This is a genomic window from Streptacidiphilus sp. MAP5-3 (genome assembly GCF_041262505.1).
In the GTDB taxonomy this organism is placed as follows: domain Bacteria; phylum Actinomycetota; class Actinomycetes; order Streptomycetales; family Streptomycetaceae; genus Streptacidiphilus.
This window is the reverse complement of sequence record NZ_JBGCCL010000026.1, coordinates 77773-101343: the sequence shown is the minus strand read 5'-3', so window position 1 is coordinate 101343 and position 23571 is coordinate 77773. Positions and strand designations below refer to the sequence as shown.

Annotated in this window: 22 protein-coding genes; 13 read left to right on the top strand and 9 right to left on the bottom strand. The window is 70.5% G+C overall.

Going from position 1 to position 23571, the window contains the following annotated elements:
• Positions 1-30: 30 nt before the first annotated feature.
• From pgl to tkt, 5 genes are all read right to left on the bottom strand, one after another.
• Positions 31-813, bottom strand: coding sequence for a 6-phosphogluconolactonase (gene pgl, locus ABH928_RS28930; RefSeq protein WP_370071568.1), 783 nt, complete (start codon positions 811-813; stop codon positions 31-33).
• Positions 810-1859: a glucose-6-phosphate dehydrogenase assembly protein OpcA gene (gene opcA, locus ABH928_RS28925; RefSeq protein WP_370071567.1), complete on the bottom strand. Its 1050-nt coding sequence runs from the start codon at positions 1857-1859 to the stop codon at positions 810-812. The genes pgl and opcA overlap by 4 nt, the downstream gene beginning before the upstream one ends.
• Positions 1856-3376: a glucose-6-phosphate dehydrogenase gene (zwf, locus tag ABH928_RS28920; RefSeq protein WP_370071582.1), complete on the bottom strand. Its 1521-nt coding sequence runs from the start codon at positions 3374-3376 to the stop codon at positions 1856-1858. Before zwf ends, opcA begins: the two co-directional genes overlap by 4 nt.
• A gap of 74 nt (positions 3377-3450) precedes the next feature.
• Positions 3451-4593 (bottom strand): transaldolase, encoded by a 1143-nt coding sequence (tal, locus tag ABH928_RS28915; protein ID WP_370071566.1) that lies wholly within the window; start codon positions 4591-4593, stop codon positions 3451-3453.
• Positions 4594-4624: 31 nt separating this feature from the next.
• Entirely contained in the window at positions 4625-6700 is a 2076-nt protein-coding gene (gene tkt / locus ABH928_RS28910) for a transketolase (RefSeq protein ID WP_370071565.1), read from the bottom strand.
• A gap of 354 nt (positions 6701-7054) precedes the next feature.
• On the opposite strand from tkt, the gene ABH928_RS28905 reads away from it, so the two are divergent.
• Complete coding sequence (locus tag ABH928_RS28905) at positions 7055-7996, top strand: heme o synthase (RefSeq protein WP_370071564.1); 942 nt, start codon at positions 7055-7057, stop codon at positions 7994-7996.
• A gap of 91 nt (positions 7997-8087) precedes the next feature.
• Positions 8088-8411 carry a hypothetical protein gene (locus tag ABH928_RS28900; protein ID WP_370071563.1) on the top strand — a complete coding sequence of 108 codons (324 nt, stop codon included), beginning with the start codon at positions 8088-8090 and terminating at the stop codon, positions 8409-8411.
• 131 nt (positions 8412-8542) lie between these two features.
• On the opposite strand, the gene ABH928_RS28895 is transcribed toward ABH928_RS28900, so the two are convergent.
• On the bottom strand, positions 8543-9511 hold the full coding sequence (locus ABH928_RS28895) for a heme A synthase (RefSeq protein WP_370071562.1): 969 nt from the start codon (positions 9509-9511) through the stop codon (positions 8543-8545).
• A 407-nt stretch (positions 9512-9918) separates the two neighbouring features.
• Here ABH928_RS28895 and ABH928_RS28890 point away from each other — a divergent pair, with 407 nt between their 5' ends.
• Positions 9919-11271, top strand: a complete 1353-nt coding sequence (locus tag ABH928_RS28890; RefSeq protein WP_370071561.1) for a Cys-Gln thioester bond-forming surface protein — start codon at positions 9919-9921, stop codon at positions 11269-11271.
• Positions 11272-11385: 114 nt separating this feature from the next.
• Here the strand turns inward: ABH928_RS28890 and ABH928_RS28885 are convergent, their stop codons facing one another.
• Both ABH928_RS28885 and ABH928_RS28880 read right to left on the bottom strand, forming a co-directional pair.
• Positions 11386-12105, bottom strand: a complete 720-nt coding sequence (locus ABH928_RS28885) for an ABC transporter permease (protein ID WP_370071581.1) — start codon at positions 12103-12105, stop codon at positions 11386-11388.
• Positions 12106-12197: 92 nt separating this feature from the next.
• Positions 12198-13127: an ABC transporter ATP-binding protein gene (locus ABH928_RS28880; RefSeq protein ID WP_370071560.1), complete on the bottom strand. Its 930-nt coding sequence runs from the start codon at positions 13125-13127 to the stop codon at positions 12198-12200.
• 285 nt (positions 13128-13412) lie between these two features.
• Here ABH928_RS28880 and ABH928_RS28875 point away from each other — a divergent pair, with 285 nt between their 5' ends.
• The 10 genes from ABH928_RS28875 (at position 13413) to ABH928_RS28830 (ending at position 22005) form a co-directional block, all read left to right on the top strand.
• Positions 13413-14201 (top strand): helix-turn-helix transcriptional regulator, encoded by a 789-nt coding sequence (locus ABH928_RS28875; protein WP_370071580.1) that lies wholly within the window; start codon positions 13413-13415, stop codon positions 14199-14201.
• Positions 14198-15610 (top strand): Fe-S cluster assembly protein SufB, encoded by a 1413-nt coding sequence (gene sufB, locus ABH928_RS28870; protein WP_370071559.1) that lies wholly within the window; start codon positions 14198-14200, stop codon positions 15608-15610. Before ABH928_RS28875 ends, sufB begins: the two co-directional genes overlap by 4 nt.
• A 59-nt stretch (positions 15611-15669) precedes the next feature.
• A complete protein-coding gene (sufD, locus tag ABH928_RS28865) occupies positions 15670-16872 on the top strand; it encodes a Fe-S cluster assembly protein SufD (protein ID WP_370071558.1) in 1203 nt (400 codons plus the stop codon).
• On the top strand, positions 16869-17195 hold the full coding sequence (locus ABH928_RS28860) for a non-heme iron oxygenase ferredoxin subunit (protein ID WP_370071557.1): 327 nt from the start codon (positions 16869-16871) through the stop codon (positions 17193-17195). The genes sufD and ABH928_RS28860 overlap by 4 nt, the downstream gene beginning before the upstream one ends.
• 4 nt (positions 17196-17199) lie before the next feature.
• The gene (sufC, locus tag ABH928_RS28855) at positions 17200-17964 is read left to right on the top strand and encodes a Fe-S cluster assembly ATPase SufC (RefSeq protein ID WP_370071556.1); all 765 of its coding nucleotides are present in this window, start codon (positions 17200-17202) and stop codon (positions 17962-17964) included.
• The gene (locus ABH928_RS28850; RefSeq protein ID WP_370071555.1) at positions 17961-19217 is read left to right on the top strand and encodes a cysteine desulfurase; all 1257 of its coding nucleotides are present in this window, start codon (positions 17961-17963) and stop codon (positions 19215-19217) included. Before sufC ends, ABH928_RS28850 begins: the two co-directional genes overlap by 4 nt.
• Positions 19218-19238: 21 nt before the next feature.
• Positions 19239-19694, top strand: a complete 456-nt coding sequence (sufU, locus tag ABH928_RS28845) for a Fe-S cluster assembly sulfur transfer protein SufU (RefSeq protein ID WP_196196415.1) — start codon at positions 19239-19241, stop codon at positions 19692-19694.
• 98 nt (positions 19695-19792) lie between these two features.
• A complete protein-coding gene (locus ABH928_RS28840) occupies positions 19793-20080 on the top strand; it encodes a metal-sulfur cluster assembly factor (protein ID WP_370071579.1) in 288 nt (95 codons plus the stop codon).
• 94 nt (positions 20081-20174) lie between these two features.
• Positions 20175-21266, top strand: a complete 1092-nt coding sequence (locus ABH928_RS28835) for a hypothetical protein (protein WP_370071554.1) — start codon at positions 20175-20177, stop codon at positions 21264-21266.
• Between the two features lie 241 nt (positions 21267-21507).
• Entirely contained in the window at positions 21508-22005 is a 498-nt protein-coding gene (locus tag ABH928_RS28830; protein ID WP_370071553.1) for a hypothetical protein, read from the top strand.
• Here ABH928_RS28830 and ABH928_RS28825 read toward each other — a convergent pair.
• Positions 21932-23218: an MFS transporter gene (locus ABH928_RS28825; RefSeq protein WP_370071552.1), complete on the bottom strand. Its 1287-nt coding sequence runs from the start codon at positions 23216-23218 to the stop codon at positions 21932-21934. The genes ABH928_RS28830 and ABH928_RS28825 overlap by 74 nt on opposite strands.
• Between the last annotated feature and the right edge of the window lie 353 nt (positions 23219-23571).

The window sequence follows — 23571 nt, the reverse complement described above, 5'->3', positions numbered from 1 at the left end:
GCGCCGTTCAGCCGTGCCGGTTGTCGACGTCTACGCGACGTCCGGCGGGTAGAGCGCGGGCGGGATCTTCGCCGCGGCGGCGCGGTCGAGGAGCCAGAGGGTGCGCTGTCGGCCGATCGCACCGGACGCCGGGGCCTGGATCGGGCCGGGGCCCGACAGCGCCAGGCGGACGGCGTCCGCCTTGTCGTCTCCCGCCGCGAGGAGCCAGACCTCGCGGGCGGCGCGGATCGTCGGAAGGGTCAGCGAGACCCGCGTGGGCGGCGGCTTGGGCGCGCCGCGCACTCCGATGACGGTCAGCTCGGTCTCGCGCACGCCCGGGAGCTCCGGGAAGAGCGAGGCCACGTGGGTGTCGGGACCGACCCCCAGCAGCAGCACGTCGAACTCCGGCACCCGGAGCCGGTCCTGCGGGCGCGCCGCCTTGGCCAGTTCGGCCGCGTAGCTCGCCGCGGCCGCCTCGGGGTCGTTGCCGTCCGGGCCGTCGGAGGCCGGCATCGGGTGCACCCGCGCCGGATCCAGCGGCACCGCGTCGAGCAGTTCGGCGCGCGCCTGCGTGTAGTTGCGCTCCGGGTCGCCCTCCGGCAGGAACCGCTCGTCGCCCCACCACAGGTCCAGCCGCGACCAGTCGATCGCGTCCCGCGCCGGGGACGCGGCGACCGCCGCGAGCAGCGCGTTGCCGTTGCGCCCGCCCGTCAGCACCACCGAGGCGGTGCCGCGTGCGGACTGCGCGTCCACGATCCGGGTGATCAGCCGTGCGGCCGCGGCAAGGGCCATGAGCTCCTTGTCGCGGTGCACGACCAGTTGAGGTGCCGTCACTTCTGGGTCCTGGACGTCGAAGCGGTGCTCTTCTTGGCCGCCGTCTTGGCGGCCGGCTTCGGGTCCTGCTTCCCGTCCCCGCCCTCCGACGAGCCGTCGACGACCTCGCCGGCGACCGTGTTGTCGTGGAGCCTGTCCACCCCGTAACGGACCGCCGAGGCGTAGATCAGGTCCGGGTCGAGGCGGCGCAGCTCCTCCGCGATCAGCTCCGAGGTCTCCCGGCGCTTGAGCGCGACCATCCGGTCCGGCTGCTCCGGCATGGAGAGCTTCGCCAGCAGGCCGTCGGGACGGTCCAGGCAGACGTCGCCGTCCTTGGTGTGCATCCGGACCCCGGTGATGCCGGGGCCCTCGCTGACGGTCCGCTCGACCTTGATCTTGAGCCGCTCGGCCAGCCACAGCGCCAGCAGTTCGGTGCTGGGGTTGTAGGACTCGCCCTCGACGATCGCCGACTCGACCTTGACGTGCCGCTGGTCGAGCGCGGCGGCCAGCATCGACCGCCACGGGGTGATCCTGGTCCAGGCCAGGTCGGTGTCGCCGGGCGCGTACGACGCGGCGCGGGCCGCCAGCTGCTGGACCGGGTTCTCCGCGGTGACCGCGTCGGTGATCCGGCGCTGGGACAGTGCGCCCAGCGGGTCCTTGGACGGGTTCTCCGGAGCGTTCTCCGGCCACCAGACCACCACGGGGGCGTCCGGCAGCAGCAGTGGCAGCACGACCGACTGCGCCTGCGCGGCGAGCTCGCCGTGGAGGCGCAGCACAACCGTTTCTCCGGTGCCCGAGTCCGAGCCGACCCGGACCTCGGCGTCCAGCCGGGCCTGGGACCGCGCCCGGGGCGAGCGCCCCGGCCGCTTGATGACGGCCAGGATGCGCGAGGGGTGCTCGCGCGACGCGTCGGAGGCGGCCTTGAGCGCGTCGTAGGCGCTGCCCTCGTCCGTGACGATGACGAGGGTGAGCACCATGCCGACGGTCGCTGTGCCGATGGCCCGGCGGGCGTCGATCAGCGCCGCGTTGATCTTGCCGGAGGTGGTGTCGGTGAGGTCGATTTTCATGGCCTGCGCCAGCTCCTGCCGTCTCGTGCGAGCATCTCGTCCGCTTCTTCAGGGCCCCAGGTGCCGGCCTCGTACTGGGCGGGCTTGGCGTGCCTGTCCCAGTACTGCTCGATCGGGTCGAGGATCCGCCAGGACTGCTCGACCTCCTGGTGGCGCGGGAACAGGTTGGCGTCCCCGAGCAGCACGTCCAGGATCAGCCGCTCGTATGCCTCCGGGCTGGACTCGGTGAACGACTCGCCGTAGGCGAAGTCCATCGTCACGTCCCGGACCTCCATCGAGGTGCCCGGCACCTTGGAGCCGAACCGCACCGTCACGCCCTCGTCCGGCTGGACCCGGATGACCAGGGCGTTCTGCCCCAGCTCCTCGGTCGCGGAGGCGTCGAACGGCAGGTACGGGGCGCGCTGGAAGACCACCGCGATCTCGGTGACCCGGCGGCCGAGCCGCTTGCCGGTGCGCAGGTAGAACGGCACGCCCGCCCAACGGCGGTTGTTGATCTCCAGCTTGATGGCGGCGTAGGTGTCCGTGGTGGACTTGGGGTTGATCCCCTCCTCCTCCAGGTAGCCGGGCACCTCCTCGCCGCCCTGCCAGCCGTGCGTGTACTGGGCCCGCACGGTGTGCCGACCCAGATCCTTGGGGATCTGGACGGCGGACAGCACCTTGAGCTTCTCCGCCACCAGCGCCTTGGGGTGGAAGGAGGCGGGCTCCTCCATCGCCGTCAGCGCCATGAGCTGCAGCAGGTGGTTCTGGATGACGTCGCGCGCCGCGCCGATGCCGTCGTAGTAGCCCGCGCGACCGCCGATGCCGATGTCCTCGGCCATGGTGATCTGCACGTGGTCGACGTAGCCGCGGTTCCAGATCGGCTCGAACATCGAGTTGGCGAAGCGCAGCGCCAGGATGTTCTGGACCGTCTCCTTGCCCAGGTAGTGGTCGATCCGGAAGACCTCGTCACGCGGGAAGACCTCGTGGACGACCTTGTTGAGCTCCTGCGCGGAGGCCAGGTCGTGACCGAAGGGCTTCTCGATGACGGCACGCCGCCACGAGCCCTTGGGCGGGTCGGCCAGGCCGTGGTCCTTCAACTGCTGGACCACCTGCGGGAAGAACTTTGGCGGGACGGAGAGGTAGAAGGCGAAGTTGCCGCCCGTGCCCTGCTCCTTGTCGAGCTCCTGGATGGTCGTGCGCAGCCTGTCGAAGGCCGCGTCGTCCACGAACTCGCCCTGGATGAAGCGCATTCCCTTGGCCAGCTGCTGCCAGACCTCCTCGCGGAAGGGAGTGCGCGAGTGCTCCTTGACGGAGTCGTGCACGACCTGCGCGAAGTCCTCGTCCTCCCAGTCGCGGCGGGCGAAGCCCACCAGCGAGAAGCCCGGGGGCAGGAGGCCGCGGTTGGCCAGGTCGTAGATCGCCGGCATCAGCTTCTTGCGCGAAAGGTCGCCGGTGACGCCGAAGATGACGAGGCCGGACGGCCCCGCGATACGCGGGAGCCGCCGGTCCTTCTCGTCCCTGAGGGGGTTGATCCACACGTTCGTCTCGCCGGACCCGTCGTCCGACGTGAGGTCGTCGAGAACGGACTCGTCCGCTACCGCCGCAGGATCGGTCACTTGGAGGAGCCGCCCTTCGCGTCGAGAGACTTCTGCACGGTCTCCAGGAGCTCCTTCCAGGAGACCTCGAACTTGTCGACGCCCTCGTCCTCCAGCAGCTGGACGACGTCGTCGTAGGAGATGCCGACCGCGGCGATCTTCTCGAGCACCGCCGTGGCGTCGGCGTAGTTGCCGGTCACCGTGTCGCCGCGGACCACGCCGTGGTCGGCGACGGCGTCGAGGGTGGCCTCGGGCATGGTGTTGACCGTGCCCGGGGCGGCCAGCTCGACGACGTACATGGTGTCGTCGTAGGCCGGGTCCTTGACGCCGGTGGACGCCCACAGCGGACGCTGCGGCTTGGCGCCCGCGGCGGCCAGCGCCTTCCAGCGGTCGGACGGCTTGCGCTGACCGTCGGCGGAGCCGAACACCTCCTCGTACGCCTCGTACGCCAGGCGGGCGTTGGCCACGGCGGCCTTGCCCTTGAGGGCGAGCGCCTCGTCGGTGCCGATCTTCGTCAGGCGCTTGTCGATCTCGCTGTCCACCCGGGACACGAAGAACGAGGCGACCGACTCGATGGTGGAGAGGTTGTGGCCGCTGGCCTTGGCCCCCTCCAGACCTGTCAGGAACGCGTCCATGACGGCCTGGTAGCGCTCCAGCGAGAAGATCAGCGTGACGTTGACGCTGATGCCCTCGGCCAGCACGGCGCTGATCGCGGGCAGGCCCTCGACCGTGGCCGGGATCTTGATGAAGGTGTTGGGACGGTCCACCAGCCACCACAGCTGCTTGGCCTCGGCGATCGTCGGCGCCGTCTCGTGGGCCAGGCGCGGGTCGACCTCGATGGAGACCCGGCCGTCGCGGCCGTTGCTGGCGTCGTAGACCGGGCGCAGCACGTCGGCCGCGTCGCGGACGTCGGCGGCGGTCATCATCCGCACCGCCTCGTCCACGGTCACGCCGCGCACGGCCAGGTCGGCCAGTTGCTCCTCGTAGCCGTCGCCGGAGCCGATCGCCTTCTGGAAGATCGACGGGTTGGTGGTCACGCCCACGACGTGCTTGTCGCGGACCAGTTCGGCCAGGTTGCCGGAGGTGAGCCGCTTGCGGGACAGGTCGTCCAGCCAGATCGCCACGCCTTCGTCGCTGAGGCGCTGCAGTGCGTCAGTCATGATCAATCACTTTCCTCGCGTGTCGAATGGTTCAGCGCCCGGCGGCGGAGAGGGATTCCTTGGCGGCGGCGACGACAGCCTCGGGGGTGAAGCCGAACTCGCGGAACAGCACCTTGGCGTCGGCGCTGGCGCCGAAGTGCTCCAGGCTGACGACCTGTCCGGCGTCACCGACCAGGCGGTACCAGGTCAGCGCGATACCGGCCTCGACCGCGACGCGGGCCTTGACGGCCGGCGGCAGCACCGAGTCGCGGTACTCCTTGGTCTGCTCCTCGAACCACTCCAGGCACGGCATCGAGACCACGCGGGTGGGGATGCCCTCGGCCTGCAGCGTCTCGCGGGCGGCCACGGCCAACTGCAGCTCGGAACCGGTGCCGATGAGGATGACCTTCGGGTTACCGCCCTCGGCCTCGGTGTGGACGTAGCCGCCCTTGGCCGCGTTCTCGTTGCGCGGGTAGACCGGCACGCCCTGGCGGGTCAGCGCCAGGCCGTGCGGGGCCGGGTTGTCGGTGTGGCGGCGGGTGATCTCCTCCCACGCCACCGCGGTCTCGTTGGCGTCGGCCGGACGGACCATGTTCAGACCCGGGATGGCGCGCAGCGCGGCCATGTGCTCGACCGGCTGGTGGGTCGGGCCGTCCTCGCCCAGGCCGATGGAGTCGTGCGTCCACACGTAGGTGACCGGCAGCTTCATCAGCGCGGCCAGACGCACGGTCGGACGCATGTAGTCGGAGAACACCAGGAAGGTGCCGCCGTAGATGCGGGTGTTGCCGTGCAGCGTGATGCCGTTCATGGTCGAGCCCATGGCGTGCTCACGGATGCCGAAGTGCACCGTGCGGCCGTAGGGGTCGGCCTCCGGCAGCGGGTTGCCGACCGGCAGGAACGACGAGGTGGCGTCGATGGTGGTGTTGTTCGAGCCGGCGAGGTCGGCTGAACCGCCCCACAGCTCCGGCAGCACCTTGCCCAGACCCTGCAGCACCTTGCCGGACGCGGCACGCGTGGCGATCGAGGTGCCGGGCTCGAACGAGGGGACGCTCTTCTCCCAGCCCTCGGGCAGCTCGCCCGCGGTCATCCGGTCCAGCAGGGCGGCACGCTGCGGGTTGGCGGTACGCCAGTCGGCGAGCTGCTTCTCCCACTCGGCGTGCGCCTGCGCGCCGCGGTCGCCGACCTTGCGGGCGTGCTCCAGCACCTCCGGCTCGACGTCGAAGGACTTCTCCGGGTCGAAGCCGAGGACGCGCTTGGTGGCGGCGACCTCGTCCGCGCCCAGCGCGGAGCCGTGGGCGGCCTCGGTGTCCTGCGCGTTCGGGGCCGGCCAGGCGATGATCGTGCGCATCGCGATGATGGACGGCTTCGAGGTCTCGGCCTTGGCGGCGGTCAGCGCCCGGTTGAGCGCCTTGACGTCGATGTCGCCGCTGGCGGCGGGCTCGATGCGCTGCACGTGCCAGCCGTACGCCTCGTAGCGCTTGAGGACGTCCTCGGAGAAGGCGGTCTCGGTGTCGCCCTCGATGGAGATGTGGTTGTCGTCGTACAGGCAGACCAGGTTGCCCAGCTTCTGGTGGCCCGCGAGCGAGGACGCCTCGGAGGAGATGCCCTCCTCCAGGTCGCCGTCGGAGACGATCGCCCAGATGGTGTGGTCGAACGGGGAGGCCCCCTCAGGAGCCTCCGGGTCGAACAGGCCGCGCTCGAAGCGGCTGGCCATCGCCATGCCGACCGCGTTGCCGACACCCTGGCCGAGCGGGCCGGTGGTGGTCTCCACACCGACGGTGTGCCCGTGCTCAGGGTGGCCCGGCGTCAGGGAGCCCCAGGTGCGGAACGCCTCGAGGTCCTGGAGCGTCAGGCCGTAGCCGGACAGGTAGAGCTGGATGTAGAGCGTCAGCGAGGTGTGCCCGGGGGACAGGACGAAGCGGTCGCGGCCCAGCCACTGGGCGTCGGCCGGGTCGTGGCGCAGGAAGCGCTGGTAGATCAGGTAGGCGGCCGGAGCCAGACTCATCGCCGTGCCGGGGTGGCCGTTGCCGACCTTCTGCACGGCGTCTGCCGCCAGAACGCGCACGGTGTCCACCGCGCGCTGGTCAAGTTCGGTCCACTCGAAGGTACTGTTCGGCGTCGTGCTCACCCTGGATCAGGGCTCCTTCCGTAACGTCTTTCGACCCGGCGCCAGGAGCCGACTTCGGCGGCGGTCTCTTGGGCACAGAACGTTGACCCTTTGTACAGAGCGAGCCTACCGCTCATGCGCACAAGGGTTCCCGCTCAACGAGCGCTGAACGGGTCAGTGCGGCGCGATCGTCGGGGCACTGTTCGGCGTGTGTTCCGTGCGCGCCTCCGAGCGGTCACCCGCGCGTTCATCCGCGCGTTCGTTCAGTGCGCTTACGACGGGCTTTGCGCCGACACGGCCCCCCGCCGCCGGAGCCGAGATATGGAGCGTCTAAGGTGGCGTGGTACTCGTGAGCTTCATCAACCAGGGGTGTTCGTGACCGCCGTCGAAACCCGTCCGGCCGGTCTGGTCGAGGGGAACCCCGGACAGAGGCCGTTGACGGCCCGTGTCGGGGCCTTCATCGCGCTGACCAAGCCGCGGATCATCGAGCTGCTGCTGATCACCACCGTCCCGGTGATGTTCCTGGCCCAGCGCGGTGTGCCCAACCTGCTGCTGGTACTTGAGGTCGTCGTCGGCGGCTATCTCTCCGCCGGTGGCGCCAACGCGCTCAACATGTACATCGACCGCGACATCGACGCGCTGATGTCCCGGACCGAGCGCCGTCCGCTGGTGACCGGCATGGTCTCCCCGCGTGAGGCGCTGGTCTTCGGCATCGCGCTGGCGATCGGCTCGACCGCGTGGTTCGCCGTCCTGGTCAACCCGCTGAGCGCGGCACTGTCGCTCGCGGCCCTCCTCTTCTACGTCTTCGTCTACACGCTGGGCCTGAAGCGGCGGACCGCGCAGAACATCGTCTGGGGCGGGATCGCGGGCTGCATGCCGGTCTTCATCGGCTGGTCCGCGGTCACCAACTCGCTGGCGTGGCCGCCGGTCGTGCTCTTCCTGGTCATCTTCTTCTGGACGCCGCCGCACTACTGGCCGCTGTCGATGAAGGTGAAGGAGGACTACGCCAAGGTCGGCGTGCCGATGCTGCCCGTCATCGCGACCAATGAGGCCGTGGCCAAGCAGATCGTGATCTACAGCTGGGTCATGGTCGCCGTCTCCATGGCGCTGTGGCCGCTGGACCACACCAGCGTGGTCTACCCGATCGCCGCGGTGGTCCTGGGCGGTTTCTGGCTCAAGGAGGCGCACGGCCTGCAGGCTCGCGCCAAGGCCGGGGTCGTGGGCGCGAAGCTCAAGGAGATGCGGCTGTTCCACTGGTCGATCACCTATCTGACGCTGCTGTTCGTCGAGATCGCGATCGACCCGTTCCTGAAGTAGGTCTCGTTTCACCTTCGCCGGGCCCCGATGTGCAGGAAAGCACATCGGGGCCCGGTCGTCTGTGTCGCTACCGCTGAGTAGTCTGCTGTCCATGACCACCGAAGAGACCAGCGTCCTGTCGCCCAAGGACGAGAAGCGCGCCCAGCGCATCGCCAAGCACGTCAAGGCCTTCGCCGCCGAGCACGGCGGCAGCGCCGACGGCGTCGTGGAGTACGTGGGCGCGTCGGCCACCCGCATCGCCCTCGTCGGCGCGGACGGCGCGTGGGGCGACCAGGTCGCCCCGACTCCCGCTGTCGCGGAGCGCGCGGTGGAGCTGTCCGGCGTCACGAAGCACGAGGACTTCGACGGCGAGCTCGGCCTCAAGGTCAAGACCAGCGCGTACGAGTGGCGCCGCATGGCGGGCATTCAGATCTGAGTTAGTTGCACTACCAGGGGCGCGGGGAACGGCGCGACAAGCCACCCGGCGCGGATGGTCCTCAACGAGCAGGGCCATCCGCACTGGGTGGTTTCTCGCGCCGTTCCCCGCGCCCCTAAAGGTGTTGCAGCTTAGACGGTTGCCAAGGCTTCGATGTCCGCGGGGCGCGGCAGCGCCCCTACCTCCGGGCGCACGCGGAGCGACAGGTGGAGGCGGAGGACCGAGACCCAGCACAGCGCGGCGCCGAGCAGGTGGATACCGACGAGCAGCTCGGGGACGTGCGTGAAGTACTGGACGAAGCCCAGGACGCCCTGGGCCAGCAGGACCCCGAGGAAGACCTTGGCCAGCTTGCGCGGCGCGGCCGGCGCGTCCACGGCCATCAGTACGAAGATCATCGCCACGGCCAGGCCGACGCTGACCATCGCGAAGTCCGCGTGGAACTGCGTGATCTCTTCCCAGTTGAACGGCATCCGCTTGACGTCGCTGCTGTCGCCCGGGTGCGGGCCGGAGCCGGTGACCAGGGTGCCCGCGGCGATCAGCAGGGCCGTCATCGCGACCGTCACCCGCGAGAGGTGGATGATCGGGCGGCCGACGGTGCGTACCGGCTCGGCGTCGCCCTCACGGGTGCGCTGCCACATCGCGTGGGCGGTGAGGATCAGCACCATCGACAGCAGGAAGTGGATCGCGACGACGTAGGGGTTGAGGTGCGTCAGCACCGTGATCCCGCCGACGACCGCGTCGACGACCGTGATCCAGAACTGGGCCCACCCGAGCCGGGTGACCTCCTTGCGCCACGGCTTGGCGCAGCGCGAGGCCAGGATGGCCAGGCCGATGACCACACAGATCACGTCGGTCAGCATGCGGTTGCTGAACTCGATGACGCCGTGGAAGCCCATCGCCGACGTCGGCGCGAGCGTCGACGACGTGCAGGTGGGCCAGGTCGGGCAGCCCAGGCCGGAGCCGGTGAGCCGCACCGCGCCGCCGGTGACCACGATCAGGACGCTGCACACCAGCGTCGCCAGCGCGGTCCAGCGGACCCAGCGGTCCGGGACGGAGACGCGCTCGGCGAGGAGGGAGAAGGGGGTACGCACGCGCCTCATCGTAGTTCGCGGCCCCCGACAATCCGGACGGGGGGCCGGGCTCGGCCGGACGGCCCCGCCGGAGCCCCGCGAGGACCGCACTGACCTGCGGAGTCCCGGTTCGCCCCGGACACGTGCGGGCCGTTCGTGTGCACTGCTCCCGGACATTTCTGCGGAACCGGAGCTTCCGTGTTCCCGCTCACAGTCCCCGCTGGCAGTCGGCCGCGCCGACGGAGCGTCAGGAGGCTTTTCCTCGTTGGCGCACTGGGGTCGCACAGGCCCCTCAGGTGTCACTAGTATCCGGCGTCACAGGGGGGCGTGCTGGATCGAACGCCGCTATGTGTCATGTCCCTTGCCATTTTCGGGGTCGGTGGCACGATCGCGCTGCAACCAGAGCCCCCGTTCCAGGCAAGGGGAGAGGGCACGTCATGTTCGGAATACCTGGGCAGGGAGGGGCGAAGCGCTTCGCGGCCGCGATGTTGGCGGCCGGGGCGTTCGCGATCGCGGGGCCGCTGGCCGCCGCCGGGACCGCTGTCGCGGACCAGAACGGCAGTGCGGTCGCCACGCTCGGCGACTTCATCCACTACGGCAAGGTCGATGTCGCCGGTGAGTCCGGCGTCGCCTACGGCGGCACGGTCGCGCTCCAGGACGGCGGCCAGACCCTCGCTGTGTACTGCATCGACCTGCACCACGACACGCACAGCGGCGTCCAGTACCAGGAGACGGGCTGGGACCAGTCGACGCTCTCGGGCAACCCGGACCGCGGCAAGATCGAGTGGATCCTGCAGCACTCGTACCCGGTGGTCACCCCCTCGGCGCTGGCCTCTGCCGCCGGGGTGAACGGTGGTCTCGACGCGGACCAGGCCGCCGCCGCCACGCAGGCCGCGATCTGGCACTTCTCCGACCACGTCACCGCCACGCCGGAGGACGCCACGGCGGCGACCGTGACCACCTGGCTGGAGAGCAACGCCCAGAACGTCAGCGAGCCCGCTCCGTCGCTGGCGCTCTCGCCGTCCTCGGTCGCCGGACACGCGGGCAGGCTGGGCCCGCTGACGGTCGCCACCAGCGCGCAGTCGGTGAGCCTCGGCCTCTCCGCTCCGGCCTCGGTGCAGCTGGTCGACGGCTCGGGCCGGCCGGTCACCACCGCCGTCAACGGCGAGAAGCTCTACGTGGACGTCCCGCAGGGGACGGCCGCGGGGAACGCGCAGGTGACCGGGAGTGCGGTGACCTCGCTGCCGGTCGGTCGCGCGTTCGCGGCGGTCGACGGCTCCAGTCAGACCATGATCCTGGCTGGTACCGCTCCCGTCTCGGTCAGCGCCCAGGCGCAGGCGCAGTGGGCGCCGAAGGGCGCGGTCCCGGCGGCGAACGCGGCCACCGACTGCAAGAAGGGCGGCGTGGACGTCGCCCTCAGCAACGGCGGTGACCAGCCCTGGACCGCGCAGGTCGGCGGCGAGAGCGTGACCGTCGTGCCGGGCGCGACCACCACCGTCTTCGTCAAGGAGAAGGAGGGCGCGGCCTACCGCATCACGGTGACCGGCCCGAACGGCTTCGCCAAGACCTTCACCGGTGCCCTGACCTGCAAGCCGACCGGCGGCGGCAGCCTGCCCTCCGCCAGCCCCACCCCGGCGGTCTCCGCCTCGCCGAGCAGCCCGGGCCTGGCCGAGACCGGTGCCAGCAGCGCGACCCCCGTCATCGCGGGCGTCGGCGCGGGCTGCGTCCTGCTGGGCGGCGCGGCGGTCTTCGTGATGCGCAAGCGTGCCCGTGGCCGCCACTCGGCTTGACCGAGAGCCATGAGCTGACGGATCGACAGAGCTGAAGCACTGAGCCGTCGACGGAGAATCCGTCGACGGCTCAGGTGTTTCTGTGCCCGCCGGTCGGGCGGCCGGGCCCTGCGGTCACTCCCAGCGGAAGAAACGCGCCGCCGCGGCCAGGCCGAGGACGGCCCAGACGGCGAGGATGCCGAGGTCGCCCCAGGGCATCGCCGCGCCCTGCTGGAGCACCGCGCGCAGGCCGTCGGAGAGGGCGCTGATCGGCAGCGCTTCAAGGACCGGACGGACGGCGGAGGGGAACTTCGACAGCGGAACGATCACGCCGCCCGCGAGCAGCAGCAGGATGAAGACCAGGTTGGCCGCCGCCAGCGTCGCCTCCGCCTTGAGCGTGCCCGCCATCAGCAGCCCGAGGCCGGAGAACGCCGCTGTGCCCGCGACCAGCAGGAGCAGCACCGCGAGGGGGTTGCCGTGCGGCTGCCAGCCCAGCGCGAGGGCGATCACGCCGAGCAGCGCCACCTGCAGCACCTCGGTGACCAGGACGCTCCCGGTCTTCGCGGTCATCAGCGCCCAGCGCGGCAGCGGGCTCGCGCCGAGGCGCTTGAGCACGCCGTAGCGGCGCTCGAAGCCGGTCGCGATGGCCTGGCCGGTGAAGGCGGTGGACATGACCGCCAGTGCCAGCAGCCCGGGGGCGAGGAAGTCGACGCGCTTGCCGGGGCCGGTCGTCGCCACGATGTCGACCGCGCTGAACAGCACCAGCAGCACGCTCGGGATGACGACGGTCAGCAGCAACTGCTCGCCGTTGCGCAGCAGCAGCTTGGTCTCCAGGCCGGTCTGCGCGCGCAGCATGCGGCCCAGCGGGGCCGCGCCCGGGTCGGGCGTGTAGGCGCCGACGGTGGGGGAGGCGGCCGTGGGGGAGGTGGCCGCATGGGAGGTGGTGGTCACGAGCGCAGGTCCCGTCCGGTCAGTTCGAGGAAGACGTCTTCGAGGGTGCGGCGCTCGACCGACAGCTTCTCGGGCATCACGTCGGACTGGGCGCACCAGCTGGTCACCGTGGCCAGCAGCTGCGGGTCGACCGGGCCGGAGACCAGGTAGCTGCCGGGGCTGGGCTCGGCAGCGGTGCAGTCGTCCGGCAGCGCCTTGAGCAGCGTGTCCAGGACCAGGCCCGAGCGGCCCTGGAACCGGATGGTGTTGCCCGCGTTGCCGCGGCAGAGCTCCTCCGGGCTGCCCTGGGCGATCACCTTGCCGCCGTCGACGATGGCGACGTCGTCGGCGAGCTGCTCGGCCTCGTCCATGTGGTGGGTGGTGAGCACGATGCTGACGCCGTCCCGGCGCAGGTCGCGGACCAGGTCCCAGGTGGCGCGGCGGGCCTGCGGGTCCAGACCGGCGGTCGGCTCGTCCAGGAAGACCAGCTCGGGCCGCCCGACGACGGCCATCGCGAGCGCGAGCCGCTGCTGCTGGCCGCCGGAGAGCCGCCGGTAGACCGTCCGGCCGCAGGAGCCGAGCCCGAGACGCTCGGCGAGTTCGTCGACGTCGAGCGGGTTCGCGTGCAGCTTGGCCGTGTGCCGCAGCATTTCCGTCGCACGGGCGCCGGGGTAGATGCCGCCGGACTGCAGCATCACCCCGATGCGGGGGCGGAGCGCGGCCGCGTCGGCGACGGGGTCGAGACCGAGGACGCGGACGGTCCCGGCGTCGGCGCGGCGGTAGCCCTCGCACGTCTCGATGGTGGTCGTCTTGCCCGCGCCGTTGGGGCCGAGTACGGCGGTGAGGCTGCCACGGGCGACGGTGAGGTCCAGCCCGTCGACGGCGGTCTTGGCGCCGTAGCGCTTCGTGAGATCCCGGATCTCGACGGCGGGGGCGTGGTCATGCATGCGGACGAGTCTAGGTGGGGCGTTCCGTTGCACTTTCGCCAGGGCCGCGGGGCTCTGCTTGATCAACTGCGCGCGAGACGCCACGGGTGAACGGATGGCCCTGCGTTCGGTGCTCCACCTGTACGGATGGCTTGTCGCGCAGTTCCTCGCGCCGCTGGATCCGCCCTCCGGGCCCTGGTGCTTAGGTAACCCTTAGTGATGGAGGGCACTCCGCCCGCTGACCAGCTCTGCTTGTTGCATCCGAAGGAATTACGCAACAATGGCGTTGTGAAATACGCGCGCGAGATGGCGGAGGGACGCGAGGCGGTCGAAGCGACTGCTACCGCGCCGCAGTCCGGCACGTCCTCGCGCGACCGGGTCGCGCGGTCGATCCTCGACCACGGACCGTCCAGCGCTGCCGACCTCGCCGAGCGACTCTGCCTCACCCAGGCGGCCGTACGGCGCCACCTCGACGCGCTGACCGCCGCCGGGCTCGTCACCTCGCGGGAGCAGAAGGTCTACGGCCACCGCGGCCGGGGCCGCCCCGCGCGCGTGTTCCTGTTGACCGACTCCGGGCGGAGCACCTTCTACCAGGCGTACGACCAGCTCGCCGCCGACGCCCTCGGCTTCCTCGCAGAGGCTGCCGGTGGCGGCGAGAAGGGACGCGAGGCGCTCGCCGCCTTCGCACGGGCCCGTCTCGCCCGCGACGCCGAGCGCTACGCCGGTTCGCTGGGCGCGTGCCCGGACACCGAGGCCAAGGCGCAGGCCCTCGCCGGGGCGCTGACCGCGGACGGTTACGCTGCAACGGTGCGCAGTGCGCCGCTCGGCGAGCAGCTCTGCCAGCACCACTGCCCGGTGGCGCACATCGCCGAGCAGTTCCCGCAGTTCTGCGAGGCCGAGACCGAGCTCTTCTCGCAGCTGCTGGGCACCCACGTGCAACGGCTGGCCACCATCGCCCACGGCGACGGGGTCTGCACGACCTTCGTGCCCAGGGCGGCACCGCCGCCCCACCTCCAGCCCCCATCGACTGACCAGCCCCCTACGACTGACACGACTGACGACGACACCGCCGCATCCGGGAGGAACCCCGCATGACCACCACCGCTCACCCGGAGCTTGAAGGCCTGGGCACGTACGAGTACGGCTGGGCCGACTCCGACGCGGCCGGCGCCGCCGCCCGTCGTGGTCTCAACGAGGACGTCGTCCGGGACATCTCGGCGAAGAAGAACGAGCCCGAGTGGATGCTGAAGCTCCGCCTCAAGGGCCTGAAGCTCTTCGGCAAGAAGCCCATGCCGACCTGGGGCTCCGACCTCTCCGGCATCGACTTCGACAACATCAAGTACTTCGTGCGGTCCACCGAGAAGCAGGCGGAGTCCTGGGAGGACCTGCCCGAGGACATCAAGAACACCTACGACAAGCTCGGCATCCCGGAGGCGGAGAAGCAGCGCCTGGTCGCCGGTGTCGCCGCGCAGTACGAGTCGGAGGTCGTCTACCACCAGATCCGTGAGGACCTGGAGGAGCAGGGCGTCATCTTCCTGGACACCGACACCGCGCTCAAGCAGCACCCGGAGCTGTTCCAGGAGTACTTCGGCACGGTCATCCCGGTCGGCGACAACAAGTTCGCCTCGCTGAACTCGGCCGTGTGGTCCGGCGGATCGTTCATCTACGTGCCGAAGGGCGTGCACGTCGAGATCCCGCTGCAGGCCTACTTCCGGATCAACACCGAGAACATGGGCCAGTTCGAGCGGACGCTGATCATCGTCGACGAGGACGCCTACGTCCACTACGTCGAGGGCTGCACCGCCCCGATCTACTCCTCGGACTCGCTGCACAGCGCCGTCGTGGAGATCATCGTCAAGAAGGGCGGCCGCTGCCGCTACACGACGATCCAGAACTGGTCGAACAACGTCTACAACCTGGTCACCAAGCGCGCCGTGGCCTACGAGGGCGCGACCATGGAGTGGGTCGACGGCAACATCGGCTCCAAGGTCACCATGAAGTACCCGGCCGTGTACCTGATGGGCGAGCACGCCAAGGGCGAGACGCTCTCCATCGCGTTCGCCGGCGCGGGCCAGCACCAGGACGCCGGCGCCAAGATGGTGCACATGGCGCCCAACACTTCCTCCAACATCGTCTCCAAGTCGGTGGCGCGAGGCGGCGGCCGCACCTCCTACCGCGGCCTGATCGAGATCGGCGAGGGCTCGCACGGCGCCAAGTCGAACGTGCTCTGTGACGCCCTGCTGGTGGACACGATCTCCCGCTCCGACACCTACCCCTACGTCGACGTCCGCGAGGACGACGTCTCCATGGGTCACGAGGCGACGGTCTCCAAGGTCTCCGACGACCAGCTCTTCTACCTGATGAGCCGCGGTATGACGGAGTTCGAGGCGATGGCGATGATCGTCCGCGGCTTCGTCGAGCCGATCGCCAAGGAACTGCCGATGGAGTACGCGCTGGAGCTCAACCGGCTGATCGAGCTGCAGATGGAAGGTGCCGTCGGGTAGTCCCGAGCGCCCCTGATCTGCCACTTAGTCCTTTCCAGAAAGCGAGTAGCACGACAGCCATGGCTGACGTCACCACCACCTCCGGGGGATCCACCACCTCCGGCTCGATCCAGGTCGCCGGTGTGCCCGGCGAGTTCGCCGCACAGCCTGCGGATGCCCGCACCGAGGCCGTCGCGTCCTACGACGTGAACGACTTCCCGGTCCCGCAGGGCCGCGAGGAGAACTGGCGCTTCACGCCGCTGCACCGCCTCAAGGGCCTGCACGACGGCACCGCCGAGGCGAGCTCCGGCGCGATCAAGGTCGACGTGACCGCCCCCGAGGGCGTCCTCGTCACCGCCGTCGAGCGCGACGACGCCCGCGTGGGCGCCGCCGGCAAGCCGGTCGACCGCGTCGCCGCGCAGGCGTTCAGCAGCTTCGGCAAGGCCGGTCTGGTCTCCATCCCGAAGAACGCGCAGCTGACCGAGCCGGTCCGGATCACCATCCACGGCGAGGGCGGCGTCGCCTACGGCCACCAGGTGATCGAGGTCGGCGCGTTCGCCGAGGCCGTGGTCGTGATCGAGCACACCGGTGACGCCGTGCTCGCCGCCAACGTCGAGTACCTGATCGGTGACGGCGCCAAGCTGACCGTCGTCTCCATCCAGGACTGGGACGACACCGCCGTCCACGCCGCCCAGCACACCGCGCTGATCGGCCGCGACGCGACCTTCAAGTCCGTCATCGTCACCCTCGGCGGCGACGTCGTGCGCCTGCACCCGCGGGTGATCTACGGCGGCACCGGCGGCGAGGCCGAGCTCTACGGTCTGTACTTCGCCGACGCCGGGCAGCACCTGGAGCACCGCCTCTTCGTCGACCACGACACGCCGCACTGCCGCTCCAACGTCGCCTACAAGGGCGCGCTGCAGGGCCAGGACGCGCACGCGGTGTGGGTCGGCGACGTGCTGATCCGCGCCGAGGCGGAGGGCACCGACACCTACGAGCTCAACCGCAACCTGCTGCTCACCGACGGCGCGCGGGTCGACTCGATCCCGAACCTGGAGATCGAGACCGGCGAGATCGTCGGCGCCGGCCACGCCTCCGCGACCGGCCGCTTCGACGACGAGCAGCTCTTCTACCTGCAGTCGCGCGGCATCCCGGCCGACGAGGCCCGTCGCCTGGTGGTCCGCGGCTTCTTCGCCGAGCTGGTCCAGCAGATCGGCCTGCCGGAGCTCCAGGAGCGTCTGATCGAGAAGATCGACGCCGAGCTGGAGGCCACGGTCGGATGAGCAGCAACGGCTTCGTGCGCGTCGCCGCGCTCAGTGAGTTGGAGGCGGACACCCCGAAGCGGGTCGAGGTCGACGGCATCGCCGTCTCGATCGTCTCCGCCGAGGGCGAGGTCTTCGCCATCAACGACATCTGCTCGCACGCCAACGTGTCGCTGTCCGAGGGCGAGGTGGAGGACTGCTCGATCGAGTGCTGGCTCCACGGCTCGCGCTTCGACCTGCGCACCGGCAAGCCCTCGGGCCTCCCCGCCACCCGGCCCGTCCCCGTGTACCCCGTAAAGATCGAAGGGGACGATGTGCTCGTCTCCGTCACCCAGGAGTCCTGAGTCCATGGCAACGCTTGAAATCCGCGACCTCCACGTCTCCGTCGACGCCGAGAACGGCCCGCGCGAGATCCTCAAGGGCGTCGACCTGGTCGTGAAGCAGGGCGAGACCCACGCGATCATGGGCCCGAACGGCTCCGGCAAGTCGACCCTGGCCTACTCGCTGGCCGGCCACCCCAAGTACACCGTCACCGGTGGCGAGGTGCTGCTGGACGGCGAGGACGTGCTGGCGATGACCGTGGACGAGCGCGCCCGCGCAGGCGTCTTCCTCGCCATGCAGTACCCGGTCGAGGTCCCCGGCGTCTCCGTCTCCAACTTCCTGCGCACCTCCGCCACCGCGATCCGCGGCGAGGCCCCCAAGCTCCGCACCTGGGTCAAGGAGGTCAAGGAGGCCATGGCCGACCTCCAGATGGACCCGGCCTTCGCCGAGCGCAACGTCAACGAGGGCTTCTCCGGCGGCGAGAAGAAGCGCCACGAGATCCTCCAGATGGAGCTGCTCAAGCCGCGGATCGCGATCCTCGACGAGACCGACTCGGGTCTGGACGTCGACGCGCTGCGCATCGTCTCCGAGGGCGTCAACCGCGCCCGCGAGACCGGTGAGGTCGGCACCCTGCTGATCACCCACTACACGCGCATCCTGCGCTACATCAAGCCCGACTTCGTCCACGTCTTCGCCGGCGGCAAGATCGTCACCTCCGGTGGCCCCGAGCTGGCCGACCAGCTGGAGGAGAACGGCTACGAGCAGTACGTGAAGGGCGGTGCAGCCGAGTGATCCCTACCTCTCGCACGCTGGATGTCGACGCGATCCGCAAGGACTTCCCGGTCCTCGGCCGGATCCTGCCGAACGGCAAGCCTCTGATCTACCTGGACAACGCGGCCACCTCGCAGAAGCCCAGGCAGGTCCTCGACGCGCTGACGGACTACTACGAGCTGCACAACTCCAATGTCCACCGCGGCGTGCACACGCTCGCCGAGGAGGCCACGGCGCTGTACGAGGGCGCGCGTGACGCCGTCGCGTCCTTCATCAACGCGCCCAGCCGCGACGAGGTCGTGTTCACCAAGAACGCGAGCGAGTCGCTCAACCTGGTCGCCAACATGCTCGGTTGGGCCGACGAGCCCTACAAGGTCGACGCCGACTCCGAGATCGTCATCACGGAGATGGAGCACCACTCCAACATCGTCCCGTGGCAGCTGCTGGCGCAGCGCACCGGCGCGAAGCTGAAGTGGTTCGGCCTGACCGACGAGGGCCGCCTGGACCTGTCCAACATCGACGAGATCATCACCGAGAAGACCAAGGTCGTCTCGTTCGTGCTGGTCTCCAACATCCTGGGCACGGTCAACCCGGTCGAGGAGATCGTCCGCCGGGCGCAGGCCGTCGGCGCGCTGGTCGTCATCGACGCCTCGCAGGCCGCCCCGCACATGCCGCTGGACGTGCAGGCGCTGGAGGCCGACTTCGTCGCCTTCACCGGCCACAAGATGCTGGCGCCCACGGGCATCGGCGTCCTGTGGGGTCGTCAGGAGCTGCTGGAGGACCTCCCGCCGTTCCTGGGCGGCGGCGAGATGATCGAGACCGTCTCCATGCAGTCCTCGACCTACGCCCCCGCGCCGCACAAGTTCGAGGCGGGCACCCCGCCGATCGCGCAGGCGGTCGGTCTGGGCGCGGCCATCGAGTACCTGAACGGCATCGGCATGGACGCGATCGCCGCCCATGAGCACACGATCACCGAGTACGCGGTGAACCGCCTGCAGGAGGTCCCCGACCTGCGGATCATCGGCCCGGCCACGGCCGAGGGTCGCAGCGGGGCGATCTCCTTCACTCTGGGCGACATCCATCCGCACGACGTGGGCCAGGTGCTGGACGAGCAGGGCATCGCCGTGCGCGTCGGCCACCACTGCGCCCGTCCGGTCTGCCTCCGTTACGGAATTCCGGCGACCACGCGGGCGTCGTTCTATCTGTACTCCACCGAGGCGGAGGTGGACGCCCTGATCGACGGGCTGCACCACGTCCGCGCCTTCTTCGGTTAGTCGGAAAGGGAGCGGCGGTCGATGAAGCTCGACTCGATGTACCAGGACATCATCCTGGACCACTACAAGCACCCGCACGGCCGTGGCCTGCGCGACGGTGACGCCGAGGTGCACCACGTCAACCCGACCTGCGGCGACGAGATCACGCTGCGCGTCAAGCTCGACGGGACCGTGCTGAAGGACGTCTCGTACGAGGGCCAGGGCTGCTCGATCAGCCAGGCCAGCGCGTCGGTGCTGAACGACCTGCTGGTCGGCAAGGAACTGGGCGAGGCCCAGAAGATCCAGGAGGCCTTCCTGGAGCTGATGCAGTCCAAGGGCCAGCTGGAGGGGGACGAGGAGGTGCTGGAGGACGCGATCGCGTTCTCGGGCGTCTCCAAGTACCCGGCGCGCGTCAAGTGCGCCCTGCTGAGCTGGATGGCCTGGAAGGACGCCACGGCGCAGGCCCTGGCCGACGCGCCCGTCAAGGAGAGCGCATGAGCGAGACCACTGAGACCACTGCGGAGGCGGCCCCGGAGGCCGCAGCCGCGACCGAGTTCGAGAGTGTCAGCAAGGGCTCCGTCGCCGTCGAGGACCTCATGGAGGCCCTGATGGACGTCGTCGACCCGGAGCTCGGCATCGACGTCGTCAACCTGGGCCTGATCTACGGCGTCCACGTCGACGAGGCCGACGTGGCCACCATCGACATGACGCTCACCTCGGCGGCCTGCCCGCTGACCGACGTCATCGAGGACCAGGCCCGCACGGCGACCGACGGCCTGGTCAAGGATCTGCGGATCAACTGGGTCTGGATGCCGCCGTGGGGCCCGGACAAGATCACCGACGACGGCCGCGACCAGCTGCGGGCGCTGGGCTTCAACGTCTGATCCAAGAGGTTGTTGCACCCCCTCAGGGGCGCGGGGCTCTGCCGATGGGCGGCTTCCCCGCGCCCCTGAAGCCGTTTGCAAGACAATGTGATCTATGAGAGCTCTCTCCATCGCCTTGGGCGTACTGCTGCTGATCATGGTCGTCAGCAGCGTGCTCCGGACGCTCGTGGTTCCGAGGGGGCTGTACTCCGCCCTCGTCTTCCGGCTGACCCGCAGCTTCCGGTACCTGCTGCGGCTCTCCGCCGCGCCCCTCGGCACGTTCCGGGCGATGGACCGCGCGCAGGCGTGGCTCGCGCCGCTGGTGCTGCTGGGCATGCTGACCGCGTGGCTCGGCGGGATGCTCCTCGCGTACTCGTGCCTGCTGTACGGGTTGTCCACCCTGGACTTCGGCACCGCCGTGCGGGAGGCCGGGTCGAGCCTGTTCACGCTCGGCTTCGCCAGTGGCAGCAGGCTCAAGCTCTCCGGACTGGACTTCCTCGCCGCAGCCAGTGGTCCGCTGATCATCGCGCTGCAGATCGCGTACCTGCCCACGCTGTACGGCGCGTACAACCGTCGCGAGACGGAGGTGACGTTGCTGGAGTCCCGCGCCGGAGAACCCGCGTGGGGACCGGAACTGTTGGCCCGTCAGTGGCTGGTAGACACCCAGACCGCGCTGCCCGCGCTCTACCGCGACTGGGAGCGTCTGGCGGCCGACATCGGCGAGAGCCACTCCAACTACCCGCTGCTGCTCTCGTTCCGCTCGCCACGCCCGCAGCGCAGCTGGATCGTCAGCCTGCTCGCGGTGATGGACGCGGCGGCGATCCAGCTCTCCATCGCCCCGAAGTCCGCGCCGCCGGAGGCCCGTCTGGTCCTGCGCGCGGGCTTCTCGTCGCTCCGCGACATCGCCCGCACCATGAGGATCTCCTTCGACCCCGACCCGCAGCCGAACACGCCGATCCGGCTCAGCTTCGCCGAGTTCGACGCGGCCGTGGCGATGATCGCCGCGACCGGTTTCGCGAAGGAACGCCCGGTGGAGGAGGCGTGGGAGCATTTTCGCGGCTGGCGCGTGAACTACGAGTCCATCGCCTACGAGCTCTGCCGCTGGGCGGACGCGGTCCCCGCGCTGTGGACCGGCCCCCGCGACTTCCCGGCCACGCCCGTTCCGCCCCGGCGGCCACAGGACCGCCAGCCGGCGGGGCGGATGTGACCTCTTTCGAAAGAGGGACGTTGCAGCCACCTCGGGGGCGCGCGGATCTGCGGGCGAGGTGCCATGCACCTCGGGGGCGCGGGGAACTGCGCGAGAACACCACCCTGTGCGGATGAACCCTGAACGTTCGGAGCTTTCCCTCCCAGGGTGGCTCGTCGCGCCCGTGCGGCGGAGCCGCTTATCAGCGGAGCCCCGCGCCCCTGGGGTGAGTGCAACGTCCCTTTCGGGGTAGGGGCCGCGTATGCAGTTCGCGCTCGGCCGGGGGCATCGCCCGCCGCCGCGCGCGCTGACCTCGCCGGTGGGCTCGGGCGCGCGTGAGTCCCCGCCTGCCCGCCGCCGGGCGAGGAGCGGGAGCGAGCCGTCGACCGCGTTGAGCGACCTGCCCGCGCGGCGGCTCCTCGCCGCCATCTTCGGGCCGCTCTACCTCCTTGCCGCCGGCTTCTTCGCGTTCGTCTCCGTCAACGCCAAGCCCGGCGACGTCAGCGGTCGCAACACCTTCCTCGGCTTCGCCGCGGTCTGCGGCCTGCTCGCGCTCATCGCGTTCGTCGATCTGCTGGTCATCCGGGCCCGGATCGCGGAGGAGCGACGAGCCGGGCTCGGCTGGCGGCACGATCGCCCGTGGGTGGTGAGCGGCGAGCTCGTCGAGCCGCAGGCGCAGAAGACGGCTACTGACTCGACCGGGCCGACGCCACCGCCAGGCCCACACAGGCAGCTCCCGCGGCGGCGGCGAACACCGTGACCGCCGGGAGGATGCCGTACGCGCGGGCCAGGAAGCCCACCGCGACGATCGGCAGCGAGCTGCCCAGGTAGACCACCACCCACAGCGCGCTGAGCTGGGACGCGCGGCGTTCCGGCTCCATCGCGGCGACCGCGCGGGCGAACAGGGCTCGGAAGGCCAGCCCCTGCGCCGCGCCGCCCAGCATGCTGCCGACGAAGAGCAGCACGGGCAGGTGCGCGTACCCGGCCAGCACGACCAGGCCGAGGCCGAGCGCCAGGCCCGACATGCCCAGCACCGGCACGGCCCGCGACCGGGTCGGGCGCGCCAGCAGCTGCGCGACCGCCGACGAGCCGAGCAGCAGCGCGGCCACGCCCGCGCCCGCGATCGGCGCGTGGGTGTGCAGCAGTGAGGCCGCGTAGCTGGGCGCGAGGCTCAGGTAGACGCCGAAGACCGCGTAGGAGACGAACCCGGTGCCCGCCGCCAGCAGGAAGATCCCGCGGCCCTGCCGCGGCAGGCTCAGCGCGCGGGGGCGCAGGCTCAGCCGACCCGGCACGCGAACCGGGGCGGCGTGGTGGCCGGGCGCGCGCGGGTGCAGCATGGCCAGCGGGATGCAGAGCGCCAGCAGTGCGATCGCGTGCAGGGTGAACGGCGTGACCACCGGGTCCGCGCCCTGGGCCAGCGCCGCGCCCAGCAGCGGGCCGAGCGCGACGCCGCCTGCCGAGGCGGCCAGCGTCAGCTTGGCGGCGAGGGCGGGCCGGTCCGGCAGCAGGTCGGCGAGGGCCGCACCGGCCGCGCTGGTCGCCAGACCGACGGCGACGCCCTGGATGGCGCGCCCGGCGGCCAGCTGACCGAGGCCGTTCGCGGTGGCGAAGACCGCGTCGCCGCCCGCAGCGAGGACGACCGCCGGGAGCACCAGCGCCCGGCGTCCGAGCTGGTCGGACCAGTGGCCGACGGCGGCCAGCACCGGGACCAGGGCGAACACGTAGATGGTGAAGAGGACGGTGGTGTCCACCGGGTTCAGACCGAGTCGGGTCTGCAGCGCGGGATAGAGGGGAGTCGCGAGGTTGGCTCCGATGAGCAGGAGCAGCAGGACCGCGACGGTCAGGCCCACTCGGACGCCGCGCAGCGCGTTCCAACGGCTCAGCGTCGGGGTGCGCAGGCGCTCGGGGGGAGCGAGTTCGAGCGGGAGCAGGGCCTCACGAAGGCGCGTCGAGGCAGGGGAGAGTTCCGCCATGGCAGGGGTCTCCTGGCGTCTGGGCTCCGGGCCGGGTCGGCGGGGTGTTGCCGGGTGCGGGCCCCCGGCCGAAGGCTGGGGGAGGGTCCGGGTGGAGCAGGCGTGCAAGGGGGTGCGGAGCCTGGGCGCGGGGTGTGCGCATCAGCCCAGCGGAGGATACGGCCTGGCCGCCTGTCAAGGGAAACGGCAACGGGGCCTACCAGGGACTACTCTCGGCTCAGGAGCGCTTGTGCCGTTGCTCACGTCGGTCCTGACGGCGTGACGGCCCAGGGTCTGGCCGCCCAGGTGGTCAGGCGGCTCCAGCTGGAACACATCGGGTTCCCGGCGGTCCGGGGCGAGCGAGAGACAGGTCG